Raw genomic sequence first — 13,459 nt, 5'->3', positions numbered from 1 at the left:
CGGGCGCCCCCGTCCACGTACGCGGTTGAAGTCCCTTACGCGGCAGGGAGGTTGGCCAGCTGGGCCTGGAGGCGGGCGATGTCCTCGTCGGCCTTGGCGAGCCGGCCGCGGATCTTGTCCACCACCTGGTCGGGGGCCTTCGCCAGGAACGCCTCGTTGCCGAGCTTGGCGGTGGCCTGGGCCTTCTCCTTCTCGGCCGCCGCCAGATCCTTGGCGAGCCGCTTGCGCTCCGCCGCCACGTCGATCGTGCCGGACAGGTCCAGGGCGACCGTCGCGCCGGACACCGGCAGCGTCGCCGTCGCCGCGAAGCCCTCGCCCTCCGGCTGGAGGCGCAGGAGCTGGCGGACGGCGGCCTCGTGCGGGGCGAACGGCGTGCCGTCCAGGGTGAGGCGGGCCGGGACCTTCTGGCCGGGCTGGAGGCCCTGGTCGGCGCGGAAGCGGCGGACCTCGGTGACGAGGCTCTGGAGGGACTCGATCTCCTTCTCGGCGGCCGCGTCACGGAAGCCACTGTCCTTGGGCCAGGCGGCGACGACCACGGACTCACCGCCCGTGAGCGTCGTCCACAGCGTCTCCGTCACGAACGGCACGACCGGGTGCAGCAGCCGCAGCGTGACGTCGAGGACCTCGCCGAGGACGCGCTTGCTGACCTCGGCCGCGGGGCCGCCCGCCATGAACGTGGTCTTGGACAGCTCCACGTACCAGTCGAAGACCTCGTCCCAGGCGAAGTGGAAGAGGGCGTCGGAGAGCTTCGCGAACTGGTAGTCCTCGTAGAACGCGTCGACCTCGGCGACCACCGTGTTGAGGCGGGACAGGATCCAGCGGTCCGTCGCCGACATCTCGGCGGCGTCCGGCAGCGGACCCTCCACCGTCGCGCCGTTCATCAGCGCGAAGCGGGTGGCGTTCCAGATCTTGTTGGCGAAGTTCCGGGAGCCCTGCACCCAGTCCTCGCCGATCGGCACGTCCACGCCCGGGTTGGCGCCGCGGGCGAGCGTGAACCGAAGAGCGTCCGACCCGTACTTGTCCATCCAGTCCAGGGGATTGACGGCATTCCCGAAGGACTTCGACATCTTCTTGCCGAACTGGTCGCGGACCATGCCGTGCAGGGCGATGGTGTGGAACGGCGGGGTCCCGTCCATCGCGTACAGGCCGAACATCATCATCCGGGCGACCCAGAAGAAGAGGATGTCGTAGCCGGTGACCAGCACGGAGTTCGGGTAGAACTTCGCGAGGCTGTCGGTCTTCTCGGGCCAGCCGAGGGTGGAGAAGGGCCACAGGCCCGACGAGAACCAGGTGTCGAGGACGTCGGTGTCCTGCGTCCAGCCCTCGCCGGTGGGCGGCTGCTCGTCGGGGCCGACGCAGACGACTTCGCCGTTCGGGCCGTACCAGACCGGGATCCGGTGGCCCCACCACAGCTGACGCGAGATGCACCAGTCGTGGAGGTTGTCGACCCAGTCGAAGTAGCGCTTCTCCATCTCCTGCGGGTGGATCTTGACCTGGCCGTCGCGGACCGCGTCTCCGGCGGCCTTGGCGAGCGGGCCGACCTTGACCCACCACTGCATCGACAGGCGCGGCTCGATGGTGGTCTTGCAGCGCGAGCAGTGCCCGACCGAGTGCGTGTACGGGCGCTTCTCGGCGACGATGCGGCCCTCGGCGCGCAGCGCGCCGACGATGGCGGAGCGGGCCTCCAGGCGGTCCAGGCCCTGGAAGGGGCCGTGGGCCGTGATCACGGCGTGCTCGTCCATGACCGCGATGTTCGGCAGGTCGTGGCGCTGGCCGATCTCGAAGTCGTTCGGGTCGTGGGCGGGCGTCACCTTGACGGCGCCGGTGCCGAACTCGGGGTCGACGTGCGCGTCCGCGACGACCGGGATGGACCGGTCGGTGAGCGGCAGCTTGATGAGCTTGCCGATCAGGTGCTGGTACCGCTCGTCCTCGGGGTGCACGGCGACGGCCGTGTCACCGAGCATCGTCTCGGCGCGGGTGGTGGCGACGACGAGCGTCTCGCCCCCCTCGCCGTACTTGATCGACACCAGCTCGCCGTCGTCGTCCTGGTACTCCACCTCGATGTCCGAGATGGCGGTCAGGCAGCGCGGGCACCAGTTGATGATGCGCTCGGCGCGGTAGATCAGCTCGTCCTCGTAGAGCCGCTTGAAGATCGTCTGGACGGCCTTGGAGAGGCCCTCGTCCATGGTGAACCGCTCACGCGACCACGCGACGCCGTCGCCGAGGCGGCGCATCTGGCCGGAGATCTGCCCGCCGGACTCGGCCTTCCACTGCCACACGCGCTCGACGAACGCCTCGCGGCCGAGGTCGTGCCGGGACTTGCCCTCCTTGCCGAGCTCGCGCTCGACGACGTTCTGGGTGGCGATACCGGCGTGGTCCATGCCCGGCTGCCACAGCACCTCATATCCCTGCATGCGCTTGCGGCGGGTCAGGGCGTCGATGAGGGTGTGCTCGAAGGCGTGGCCCAGGTGCAGGCTGCCGGTGACGTTCGGCGGCGGGATGACGACGGTGTACGGCGGCTTCTCGCTGCTCGCGTCGGCGTCGAAGTAGCCCCGCTCCACCCAGCGCTCGTACAGCGCCCCTTCTACCTCGGACGGCGCGTACTGCGTCGGGAGTTCGGGGGTGGTCGCTGGCGGCTGCTGCTGAGCGTTCTCGGTCACCCGGCCAGTTTAGGGGTGTCACAGTGTGGTCCCGAAACCGGAATCTTCAGTAACGGTTGCCGCCCCGGACCCCATGGGGATCCCCGCGTCGGTCAGGATGTCTGGAACACATAAGCGCGCGGGAGAATGTAGGCGCGCTCAGGCGTTCGAGGGGAACCCCAGTAATGAGCTACAACCAGCCGGGCCCGTACGGCGGGCAGCAGCCGCAGCAGCCCGGGGGCCTGCGGGGGGGCAGCCGCAGCAGCCCGGCCCGTACGGCCAGCCGCCGCAGGCCCCGGGGCCCGGCTACGGCTACCCGCAGCAGGCACCGCAGGGCGTGCCGCCGCAGCAGCCGCCCGGTTACGGCTACCCGCAGCAGCCCGGAGCCCCGTACGGCCAGCCGCAGCAGCCCGGAGCCCCGTACGGCCAGCCGCAGCAGCCGGGCCCGTACGGGCAGCAGCCGCAGGCCCCCTACGGCCAGGTCCCGCCGCCCCCGCCGGGCGGAGGCGGCGGGGGCAAGAAGACGGGCCTGATCATCGGCGCGGTCGCGGTGGTCGCTGCGATCGGTGTGGGCGCGTACTTCGTCCTGGGCGGCAGCGACGGCGGCTCCGGCTCGGTCAAGGACGACGGGCCGCACAAGCTGACCACGCCCGAGACGGTCCTCACCGACTACAAGAAGAAGCCGGGCAGCGCCGACGGCGGCAACATGTCCTCCGAGCAGATCGAGAACGCCGAGAAGTTCGGGGTGAAGGACCCCAAGGACGTCGAGGCGCAGTACATGTCGGGCAGCCAGGAGAACCCGCTCGGGCAGAAGATCCTGCAGCTCAACGGCGTCTACGGCGACATCGAGAACCCCGAGTCGGTCGTCGACAAGATGTTCTCCGAGGCGGAGAAGAAGTCCAAGGAGAACAACCCCGGCGGCCAGAAGGTGACCGTCATCGGCAGTCCCAAGTCGTACAACCCCTCCGGGCTCGACGGCGCGATGATGAAGTGCCAGGAGATGAAGTACGCCATGGGCTCCTCGTCGTCCGGCACCAGCCAGGGCCCGAAGGAAATGTCGATGGCGACCTGCATCTGGGGCGACAAGAGCACGATCGGCGTCGTCGTCAGCGCGGACGTGGCGGACGCCATGTCCGGCAAGAGCGCCGACCTGTCGGCGGCCGCGGAGAAGACGGCCAAGTTCCGCAAGGAAGTCCGCGTCAAGCTCTGACGCCGAGACACGGGTCGCGCACACGCACGGGCCCCGGCTTCCGCGGCCGGGGCCCACCTGCGTCACGATGAGCGACGCAGCACCGCATCACGAAGGGGGAACCCACGAATGAGCCACAACCAGCCGGGCCCGTACGGCGGCCAGCAGCCCGATCCCTACGGCGGCGGCCAGCCGCAGCAGCCGGGACCCTACGGCCAGCAGCCCCAGGCCCCACAGCCCGGCTACGGCTACCCGCAGCAGCAGCCCCAGCAGCCGGGCTACGGCTACCCCCAGCAGGCCCCGCAGGGCGTCCCGCCCCAGCAGCCCTACGGCCAGCCCGGCTACAGCCAGCCGCAGCAGCCCGGCCCGTACGGGCAGCAGCCCCAGGCCCCCTACGGCCAGGTCCCCCCGCCCCCGCCGGGCGGAGGCGGCGGCAAGAAGACGGGCCTGATCATCGGCGCGGTCGCGGTGATCGCCGCGATCGGCGTGGGCGCCTACTTCGTACTCGGCGGCGACGACGGCGGCAGCTCCGGCTCGGTCAAGGACGACGGCCCGCACAAGCTGACCACGCCCGCGACCGTCATCGACGGCGAGTTCAAGAAGGAGGCCGGTTCCTCCGGCGGGTTCGGCGGCGGCATCAACACGGAGAAGGCCGAGAAGGCCGGAGTCAAGAACGCCAAGGACGTCGGCGCGGACTACCAGGCCGGCAGCAAGGACAACCCGCTGTCGGTCAAGGCCCTGAACTTCGGCGGCGTGTACGGCGAGATCGACGACCCCGAGAGCGTCGTGGACAAGATGTTCGCCAACGCCGAGAAGGAGCAGAACAAGGCCGGCAGCGGCACCAAGATGAAGGTGGTCGGCAGCCCGAAGTCGTACAACCCCTCCGACCTCGACGGTGCGATCATGAAGTGCCAGGAGATGAAGATCGACACGAGCGGGTCGACCGAATCCTCAGCACCCAAGGAGATGTCCGCAGCCGTCTGCATCTGGGGCGACAAGAGCACGATCGGCTTCACCGTGAACGTCGACGTGGCCAACGCGATGGCGGGCAAGAGCGCCGACCTCGCGGACGCCGCGGAGAAGACGGCCAAGCTCCGCAAGGACGCACGCGTCAAGCTCTGACCGTCCGGTCGGACATCAGCAAGGGCCCGGTCGCTCCGGCCGGGCCCTTCGCATGCTTCAGGGGACAACGGCTCGGGTGGGGGCGGGGGTTCGGTCGCGGTCGCGGATGAGGGGGCGCACAAGCTGGTCGCGCCCAAGTCCGTGCTCGGTGGGTACGAGCAGGTCGACGGGATCACGTCGGCCGGGCTCGACGGGGCCGGGGGGTTCGGGGTGCGGGGCGCTAAGAAGGTTCAGGCGGTGTACGGCTCCGGCACGGAGGCCAAGCCGTTGGGCGCCGGGTTGATCCAGTTCACCGGCGCGTACGGGACGATCGGCGACCCGGAGAAGACGGTCGACGCGATGTTCGCGGATCTCGCGGCCAAGGCGAGGAAGGGCCCCGGCAAGGGCGGTGAGAGGAGCACGATGCTCGGCAGGCCACAGGACTTCGGCTCGGACGGCGCGGTCCTCAAGTGCCAGGAGGCACGGGTCGAGGGCAGCTCCGCCCCCGCAGGCCGCAAGGAGGCCCGCACGGCCCTGTGCGCCTGGGCCGACGGCAGCACCGCCGCCATCGTCCTGTCCATGGACACCCGCGAAGCCGAGGCGGGCCGGGCCGCGTCCCTCGAAGAGGCAGCCGCCACAACGAGGAAGCTCCGCCAGGAAGTTCGCGTCAAGCGCTGACACGTCCACGTACGACGCAAGGGCGCCCGGCGAGGTCAACTCGCCGGGCGCCCTTGGTGGTTCGGATGTGCTGTGCCGCCTACGCGGACTTCTGCTCGCCCGCCCCGGGGCCCCGCACCTCACGCGGCACCAGCGTCGGGTTCACGTTCGAGTGGACGACGTCCGCCGTGATGACGACGCGGGCCACGTCCTTGCGGGACGGCACCTCGTACATCACCGACTGGAGGACCTCCTCCATGATGGCGCGCAGGCCGCGCGCGCCGGTCTGCCGCAGGATCGCCTGGTCGGCGATGGCTTCGAGGGCCTCGCGCTCGAAGTCCAGCTCCACGCCGTCGAGTTCGAAGAGGCGCTGGTACTGCTTGACGAGGGCGTTGCGCGGCTCGACGAGGATCTGGAGCAGGGCCTCGCGGTCGAGGTTGTGGACCGAGGTGATGACGGGCAGCCGGCCGATGAACTCGGGGATCATCCCGAACTTCACCAGGTCCTCCGGCATGATGTCCTCGAACTGGTCCTTCTCCTCCAGCTCCCGCTTGGAGCGGATGGTGGCGCCGAAGCCGATGCCCTTCGCCCCGGCCCGCGACTCGATGATCTTCTCCAGGCCGGCGAAGGCGCCGCCCACGATGAAGAGCACGTTCGTGGTGTCGATCTGGATGAATTCCTGGTGCGGGTGCTTGCGGCCGCCCTGCGGCGGGACGGAGGCCGTCGTGCCCTCAAGGATCTTGAGGAGGGCCTGCTGGACGCCTTCGCCCGAGACGTCACGCGTGATCGACGGGTTTTCGCTCTTCCGGGCTACCTTGTCGATCTCGTCGATGTAGATGATGCCCGTCTCGGCCTTCTTGACGTCGTAGTCGGCGGCCTGGATGAGCTTGAGGAGGATGTTCTCCACGTCCTCGCCGACATAGCCCGCCTCCGTGAGGGCCGTCGCGTCCGCGATGGCGAAGGGGACGTTCAGCATGCGGGCGAGCGTCTGGGCGAGCAGCGTCTTGCCGGAGCCGGTGGGGCCGAGCAGCAGGATGTTGGACTTCGCCAGCTCGATGGCGTCCTCGCGGGCCCCCGCGCCGCCGTTCTCCCCGGCCTGGACGCGCTTGTAGTGGTTGTAGACGGCGACGGAGAGTGCCTTCTTGGCGGGCTCCTGACCGACTACGTACCCCTCGAGGAACTCGTAGATCTCGCGGGGCTTGGGCAGTTCCTCCCAGCGGACCTCGCTCGTCTCGGCGAGTTCTTCCTCGATGATCTCGTTACAGAGATCGATGCACTCATCGCAGATGTACACGCCGGGGCCTGCGATGAGCTTCTTGACCTGCTTCTGGCTCTTGCCACAGAACGAGCACTTGAGCAGATCGCCGCCGTCACCGATGCGTGCCACGGTGTGCTTCCCCTTCGCCTGGGAGACGCCGTTGGTCCAGCGGCTCCTGGTGCCTTGTATCCGACGGTACCTTGCCTGGCCCCTCGTTCGGGCCCCCCTTGGCGCGGTTCGCTTCCACGCGGACCGTACCCCAGGGATGGGCGGATGGTGCTGCGGTGCCCCGGACGAGGCCAGCAGGTGGTCTCGTCCGGGACGCCGGCGGGGCTCAGAGAACCGAGGCGTTGTTCATCTTCCGGGTGGAGATGATCTGGTCGATCAGGCCGTACTCCAGGGCGCCCTCGGCGGTGAGGATCTTGTCGCGCTCGATGTCGTCGCGGATCTTCTCGATCGGCGTCGTGGAGTGCTTGGCCAGCAGTTCCTCGAGCTGCGTACGCATCCGGAGGATCTCGTTGGCCGCGATCTCCAGGTCGGAGAGCTGCTCGCGGCCCGTTCCGCCGGACGGCTGGTGGATCAGCACGCGGGCGTTCGGCAGGGCCATGCGCTTGCCCGGAGTACCCGCGGCGAGGAGCACGGCGGCCGCGGAGGACGCCTGGCCCATGCAGACCGTCTGGATGTCGGGCTTCACGAACTGCATGGTGTCGTAGATCGCGGTGAGCGCCGTGAAGGAGCCGCCCGGGCTGTTGATGTAGACCGAGATGTCCCGGTCGGGGTCCATCGACTCCAGGCACAGGAGCTGCGCCATGACGTCGTTGGCGGAGGCGTCGTCGATCTGGACGCCGAGGAAGATCACGCGCTCTTCGAACAGCTTCGCGTACGGGTCGTACTCACGCACGCCCTGCGAGGTGCGCTCGACGAAGCGCGGGATCACATAGCGGTTGTCCACCTGGGGGCCGGTGTGCAGGCCCGAGGGCTGGCCGCTGACGGGGAAGGTGTTCATCTGAGGTGTTCCGTCCTGGGTGTGAGCGTGGGCTGGGTCGGCTTGGGGCCTCGCCGGTGTCCGTCCCGGCCGCGGCGGCCCGGAGCGGGTCGCGCCTGTGCCGGGGGCCGGCGGGGTGCCTGTGTCAGGCCCCCGTGCCGCCGCCGCCCGGAACACCCGAAGCGGCGCTGATGATCTCGTCGATGAGGCCGTACTCCTTGGCCTCCTCGGTGGTGAACCAGCGGTCGCGGTCACCGTCACGGATGATCGTCTCGACCGTCTGGCCGGAGTGGCGGGCGGTGATCTCGGCCATGCGCTTCTTCGTGCGCAGCAGATACTCGGCCTGGATCTTGACGTCGGAGGCGGTGCCGCCGATGCCGGCGGAGCCCTGGTGCATCAGGATGTCCGTGTGCGGCAGGGCGAAGCGCTTGCCCGCGGTGCCGCCGGTGAGCAGGAACTGGCCCATGGAGGCGGCCATGCCCATGCCGATGGTGACGACGTCGTTCGGGATGTACTGCATGGTGTCGTAGATCGCCATGCCGGCGGTCACCGAGCCGCCGGGGCTGTTGATGTAGAGGTAGATGTCCTTCGAGGGGTCTGCCGCGAGGAGGAGCATCTGCGCCGTGATCTTGTTCGCGATGTCGTCGTCGACCTGCTGGCCGAGGAAGACGATGCGCTCGCCGAGCAGCCGGTTGTACACATGGTCGCCGAGGCCACCACCGATGGACGGCTCACCGGCTGCGTTAGGCATCAGATTCGTCACGTATCCACCTGCTCGTCTCTGACGGCACCGGCCGTCTCAGCATCTTCGTTCTGAGGGCAAGGACTCCACTGCCCCCGTATTCATGGACCCTAACGCGCGGGTCCCTTCGGGGAATCCCGCAGAGGCAACTGTTCGCTGTGAGCGCAGGTAGCGCCCCCGGCGGGGGCGCGGGCCCACTCAGGGCTGTGGCGGCCCACCCCGTCGGGGCCGGGGGGACTGTGCGCCCCGTCAGGGGCGCGGGGAACTGCGCGGCCAGCCCCCACGGAGCCGCATCCGGCAACGAGCCCCAGCGAGGCAGACGCGTCTGCCCGATGCCTCGCCATCGGCGGCCGCGGGGCCGCTGTGGCGGTCGCGCAGTTCCCCGCGCCCCTTGCGGGGCGCAGGTCGCCGGAACAGACCGCTGGGCCCCCGGGACACATGTCCCGGGGGCCCAGCGGTTACGGCAGTGGAAGATCAGGCGTCCGACTTGTCCTCGTCGGACTTGTCCGCCTCGGCGGAGGCGTCGGCGGCGGCCTCGGCCTGCTCACCCTCGACGGAGTCGTCCTCGTCGTCGAGGTCGACGACCTCGCCGTTGGTGTCCTTGACCGTGGCGGCCTCAACGACAACCGCGAGGGCCTTGCCGCGGGCGACCTCGCCGACGAGCATCGGCACCTGGCCGCCCTCGACGACGGCCTGGGCGAACTGGTCGGGGCTCATGCCGGAGGACTGCGCGCGACGCATGAGGTGCTCGGTGAGCTCCTCCTGGTTCACGTTCAGCTTCTCCTTGTTGACGAGCTCGTCGAGGACGAACTGCGTCTTGATGCCCTTGACCGCCTGCTCGCGGGTCTCGGCGTCGAACTCTTCCTCGGTCTTGCCCTGGATCTCCAGGTACTTCGCGAGGTCGAGGCCCATCTGGCCGAGCTGGTGGTGCTCGAGGTTGTGCTTGCGGGTGCGGATCTCGTCCTCGAGCAGCTTCTCGGGGACGGGCACCTCGACGAGCTCGAGGAGCTTCTCCAGGACGCGCTCCTGGGCCTGCGTGGCCTGGTCGAACTGGCGGGCCGTCTCCAGGCGCTTGCGGCTGTCGGCCTTCAGCTCGTCCAGGGTGTCGAACTCCGACGCGAGCTGCGCGAAGTCGTCGTCCAGCTCCGGCAGCTCACGCTTGGCGACCTGGGTGACCTTGACGGTGACCTCGGACTCCTTGCCGGCCGCGGAGCCGCCCTTGAGCTCGGAGGTGAAGGTGGCCTCGCCACCGGCCTCCAGGCCCTTCACGGCGTCGTCGATGCCCTCGAGGAGCTCGCCGGAGCCGATCGTGTAGGAGACGCCGGACGCGACGCCGTCCTCCAGGACCTCGCCCTCGACCTTGGCCTCCAGGTCGATCGTCACCACGTCGCCGTCCTCGGCGGGGCGCTCGACCGGGGACGTGGAGGCGAAGCGCTCACGCAGCTCCTCGACGGCCTTGTCGACGTCCTCGTCGGCGATCTCGACCGCGTCGACCTCGACCTCGATGCCGGAGTAGTCCGGGATCTCGATGGCCGGACGGATGTCGACCTCGGCGGTGAAGTTGAGGGTCTCGTTGTCCTTCAGCTCGGTGATGTCCACGTCGGGCTGGCCCAGGACGTTGAGCTCGGCCTCGTTGACCGCCTCGGTGTAGAACTTCGGGAGGGCGTCGTTGACAGCCTCCTCCAGCACAGCCCCGCGGCCGAACCGCTGGTCGATGACGCGGGCCGGGATCTTGCCCTTGCGGAAGCCCTTCACCGTGACCTGCTGGTTGATCTTCTTGTACGCCGCGTCGAGGCTGTCCTTGAGCTCCTCGAAGGGCACCTCGACAGTGAGCCGAACCCGGGTCGGGTTCAGGGTCTCCACGGCGCTCTTCACGGTTCGGTCTCCTTGTGGGCTGACTGCTTGGATTCTGCCCGGTTGAGAGACACACGGGCACGCAGCTTGCATAGTAACGGCACGCGGGAGCGGACCCACAATGCGATCTTGGAAGACGGACCGCCGGGCCGTGGATACATCGGTCCCCGCCGGGGAACAGGCCACGAACGCGGGGGACCGAGCTGGTCGGGGTGGCGGGATTTGAACCCACGGCCTTCCGCTCCCAAAGCGGACGCGCTACCAAGCTGCGCCACACCCCGTCGGTGCGACACGTAGGGTACATGCCCGCAGGCAGTGCGGCGCCCGCTTATTCGGGGTGCGAAAGGGGGTGTGCGGCGCACGGCCGCGACCCGCTACGATGCTGTCCGTGCCGCGCACGCCGACCTGCGAAAGGTGTGCTGCGCGAGCTGTGCGGGCGTAGCTCAATGGTAGAGCCCTAGTCTTCCAAACTAGCTACGCGGGTTCGATTCCCGTCGCCCGCTCCGTGGCCTCCGGCCCGGTGTACAGGTTCCGCCTGCGCGCCGGGCCGGAGGCTTTTCCGTGCGCGTCACGGATTCCGTCCCCGGCGGCCACAGGGCGAGCCCCTGCGCGAGGCTCGCGAGGAGCACCCCGGCCGCGAAGGGGCCGGTGGCAGGGGTTCGCCGCTCAGCAGTGCGCTGTCCGCCGTCAGAACTGTATGTCCCCGATGGTCTCCGCGAGGGAGTCGAGCAGTTCCTGAATGTCGTCGGCCATTCCCGTCGAGGCGAGGACGAAGCCGAAGAGCGCCGCGACGATGGCCGGCCATACCTTGATGTTTCCCTGACGAATCATCATGACAAGGACGATCGCCAACAGCAGCACCACTGACAGCGAAATGGCCACACTCATCACACCCTAGGTCGGTCGCTCTCCCGCCCGGGGGGTACGACCCCGCACTCCCCCGCCAGAACCATCGTGCCACCAACAGGACCCCGCTATGCGGCCGGTGACACATCGTCGGCCAAGGCAGGCCCCAGGCATGACCAGTTGCGGACCCGTCCCGCGGACCGCGCCGGGACCGCGGCGCATGCGCCGCACGCGAACCACGGGCATCCGTACGGGAATTCGACGGTTCCGCCGGACGGCGAATTCGACCTGATCGTTTCCATGGCCAGCCATCGGTCCGACATCGCCCCGACACCGTCCCGTCACCCGTACACAGCGGCTCCCCCACAAGTCGTCCACAGGAATTCGAATTGTTGCCGGGAGCACACCGAGAGGGTCGCCATAACCCACCACGGTCCGATCAACCGGGACATTTCACCAGAGTCGCCCGCGGGCGTTATGCGTGATTTAAGCGGTACGAGACATGACGTAACGGACAGCAATCCATCGTGTCTCGCGGGTACCCGCGACATGAATACGGAAATCCCGTGCGGGCCCGGTGATGTGTCCCGGCATACACGCGCGCGACAAACCGAGACATGAACGGGACGAATGAGTTGGGGGTTTTACGGGAACACCACGGCGACGCTAGGGTGCCTCAGATGTTCCACGCTGCCATGACCCCCGCAGGCGCAGTGCGGTCCCGGATCGTCTCACCGAGCTCGTGGTGGGAGGGCCTGTGACGAACCCCGTTCCCCCGCACGGCCGGCATCGGGCGCCGCTGCCTCCCGTCCAGCCCTCCGTACCGGAGACGGCCGCCGGAATGCCCGCCCCGCGCGTCCCCCACTCCTCAGCGGCCGCCACCGCCACCCGCCCGGCGGGCCGCCACACCGCTCCTCACCCCCAGTCCGGTCATCCGGGCCATCCCGGCCATCCCGGCCAGTCGTCCGCACCCGCCGCCGCGAGCGGCACCGGTGCCGCGGGCAGACCCGCCAAGCAGCGCGACGCGTTCTTCGACAACGCCAAGTACCTGGCGATCGTGCTGGTCGCGATGGCTCACGCATGGGAGCCGCTGACGGATCACAGCCGCACCGCCGAAGCGCTGTACATGACCGTCTATACCTTCCACATGCCGGCGTTCATCCTGATCTCCGGCTACTTCTCGCGCAGCTTCGACATGCGCCCGGACCGGCTCAAGCGGCTCGTGACCGGTGTCGCCGTGCCGTACGTGATCTTCGAAGTCGCGTACACCTTCTTCAAGCGGTGGGCCGACGACGATCCGACGCAGCCGATCAGTCTGCTCGACCCCTGGTATCTGACGTGGTTCCTGATCGCCCTGTTCGTGTGGCGGCTGACCACCCCGCTGTGGAAGATCGTGCGCTGGCCGGTGCCGCTGGCCCTGTGCGTCGCCGTGCTCGCGGTGATCTCGCCCGACATCGGCGACGACCTCGACCTCCAGCGCGTGCTGCAGTTCATGCCGTTCTTCGTGCTCGGCCTGTTCATCAAGCCCGAGCACTTCCAGCTGGTGCGGCGCCGCGAGGTGCGGCTGCTGTCCGTGCCGGTCTTCGCCTGCGCGGTGGTACTCGCCTACTGGGCCGCTCCGCGCATGACGTCCGTGTGGTTCTACCGCCGCGAGAGCGCGCAGGAGCTGGGCGTTCCGTGGTGGGTGGGCGTGGTCATGACGCTCGCCCTGTTCGGCTGCTCGGTGCTGCTCACCGCGTGCTTCTTCGCGTGGGTGCCGCGGCGGAAGATGTGGTTCACCGTGCTGGGGGCGGGGACTCTGTACGGGTATCTGCTGCATGGCTTCCTCGCCAAGGGGTCCCGGTTCTGGGGCTGGTTCGAGGAGTACGAGTGGCTGCACAAGCCTGCCGGTGAGGTGGTCGTGACGCTGGTCGCCGGGACGGTGGTGACGCTGCTGTGTACGCCGCCGGTGCAGCGGGTGTTCCGCTTCGCGATGGAGCCGAAGATGGAGTGGGCGTTCCGCCGCGACGCGGCGGCGTTGGCGCGGGCCCGCCGGCCAGGGGCGGGGTGACCGCCTGACGGGACGGTGGGCACAGGGGACTGCTGCTGGGCGGTTGCCCCGCAGCAGTCCCCTCCCCCCGCAGCCGCCGACGGTGGGCGGCCCCCACGGGAGACGCTCACCTCTCGGACGGCTGGAAACGGGCGGGCG

Annotated in this window: 10 protein-coding genes and 2 tRNA genes; 5 read left to right on the top strand and 7 right to left on the bottom strand. The window is 69.1% G+C overall.

What is annotated here, in order from left to right:
- Nucleotides 1-35: 35 nt before the first annotated feature.
- Nucleotides 36-2,660, bottom strand: coding sequence for a valine--tRNA ligase (locus tag STRAU_RS25930; RefSeq protein ID WP_016643367.1), 2,625 nt, complete (start codon nucleotides 2,658-2,660; stop codon nucleotides 36-38).
- 316 nt (nucleotides 2,661-2,976) lie between these two features.
- Here STRAU_RS25930 and STRAU_RS25925 point away from each other — a divergent pair, with 316 nt between their 5' ends.
- From STRAU_RS25925 to STRAU_RS25915, 3 genes are all read left to right on the top strand, one after another.
- Nucleotides 2,977-3,849 (top strand): hypothetical protein, encoded by an 873-nt coding sequence (locus STRAU_RS25925; protein ID WP_016643366.1) that lies wholly within the window; start codon nucleotides 2,977-2,979, stop codon nucleotides 3,847-3,849.
- A 108-nt stretch (nucleotides 3,850-3,957) separates the two neighbouring features.
- On the top strand, nucleotides 3,958-4,950 hold the full coding sequence (locus STRAU_RS25920; RefSeq protein WP_016643365.1) for a hypothetical protein: 993 nt from the start codon (nucleotides 3,958-3,960) through the stop codon (nucleotides 4,948-4,950).
- Nucleotides 4,951-5,091: 141 nt separating this feature from the next.
- Entirely contained in the window at nucleotides 5,092-5,607 is a 516-nt protein-coding gene (locus STRAU_RS25915) for a hypothetical protein (protein ID WP_016643364.1), read from the top strand.
- Nucleotides 5,608-5,686: 79 nt separating this feature from the next.
- Here the strand turns inward: STRAU_RS25915 and clpX are convergent, their stop codons facing one another.
- The 5 genes from clpX to STRAU_RS25890 all read right to left on the bottom strand — a co-directional run bounded on the left by clpX (nucleotide 5,687) and on the right by STRAU_RS25890 (nucleotide 10,706).
- Nucleotides 5,687-6,973 carry an ATP-dependent Clp protease ATP-binding subunit ClpX gene (gene clpX, locus STRAU_RS25910; protein ID WP_016643362.1) on the bottom strand — a complete coding sequence of 429 codons (1,287 nt, stop codon included), beginning with the start codon at nucleotides 6,971-6,973 and terminating at the stop codon, nucleotides 5,687-5,689.
- A 205-nt stretch (nucleotides 6,974-7,178) separates the two neighbouring features.
- Entirely contained in the window at nucleotides 7,179-7,850 is a 672-nt protein-coding gene (locus STRAU_RS25905) for an ATP-dependent Clp protease proteolytic subunit (protein ID WP_016643361.1), read from the bottom strand.
- A gap of 124 nt (nucleotides 7,851-7,974) precedes the next feature.
- Complete coding sequence (locus tag STRAU_RS25900; protein ID WP_052029271.1) at nucleotides 7,975-8,580, bottom strand: ATP-dependent Clp protease proteolytic subunit; 606 nt, start codon at nucleotides 8,578-8,580, stop codon at nucleotides 7,975-7,977.
- 465 nt (nucleotides 8,581-9,045) lie between these two features.
- Nucleotides 9,046-10,446 (bottom strand): trigger factor, encoded by a 1,401-nt coding sequence (tig, locus tag STRAU_RS25895; RefSeq protein WP_037661909.1) that lies wholly within the window; start codon nucleotides 10,444-10,446, stop codon nucleotides 9,046-9,048.
- A gap of 183 nt (nucleotides 10,447-10,629) precedes the next feature.
- A tRNA-Pro gene (locus STRAU_RS25890) sits at nucleotides 10,630-10,706 on the bottom strand.
- Nucleotides 10,707-10,857: 151 nt separating this feature from the next.
- Here STRAU_RS25890 and STRAU_RS25885 point away from each other — a divergent pair.
- Nucleotides 10,858-10,928: transfer RNA gene (locus STRAU_RS25885), tRNA-Gly, on the top strand.
- A 184-nt stretch (nucleotides 10,929-11,112) separates the two neighbouring features.
- Here STRAU_RS25885 and STRAU_RS25880 read toward each other — a convergent pair.
- Nucleotides 11,113-11,307: a hypothetical protein gene (locus tag STRAU_RS25880; RefSeq protein ID WP_037661913.1), complete on the bottom strand. Its 195-nt coding sequence runs from the start codon at nucleotides 11,305-11,307 to the stop codon at nucleotides 11,113-11,115.
- Nucleotides 11,308-12,028: 721 nt separating this feature from the next.
- Between STRAU_RS25880 and STRAU_RS25875 the strand changes: the two genes are divergently transcribed.
- Nucleotides 12,029-13,321: an acyltransferase family protein gene (locus tag STRAU_RS25875; RefSeq protein ID WP_016643355.1), complete on the top strand. Its 1,293-nt coding sequence runs from the start codon at nucleotides 12,029-12,031 to the stop codon at nucleotides 13,319-13,321.
- Nucleotides 13,322-13,459 lie beyond the last annotated feature (138 nt).

This window comes from Streptomyces aurantiacus JA 4570 (assembly GCF_000414115.1).
Lineage (GTDB): Bacteria > Actinomycetota > Actinomycetes > Streptomycetales > Streptomycetaceae > Streptomyces > Streptomyces aurantiacus_A.
This window is presented reverse-complemented; position numbering and strand designations above follow the sequence as displayed.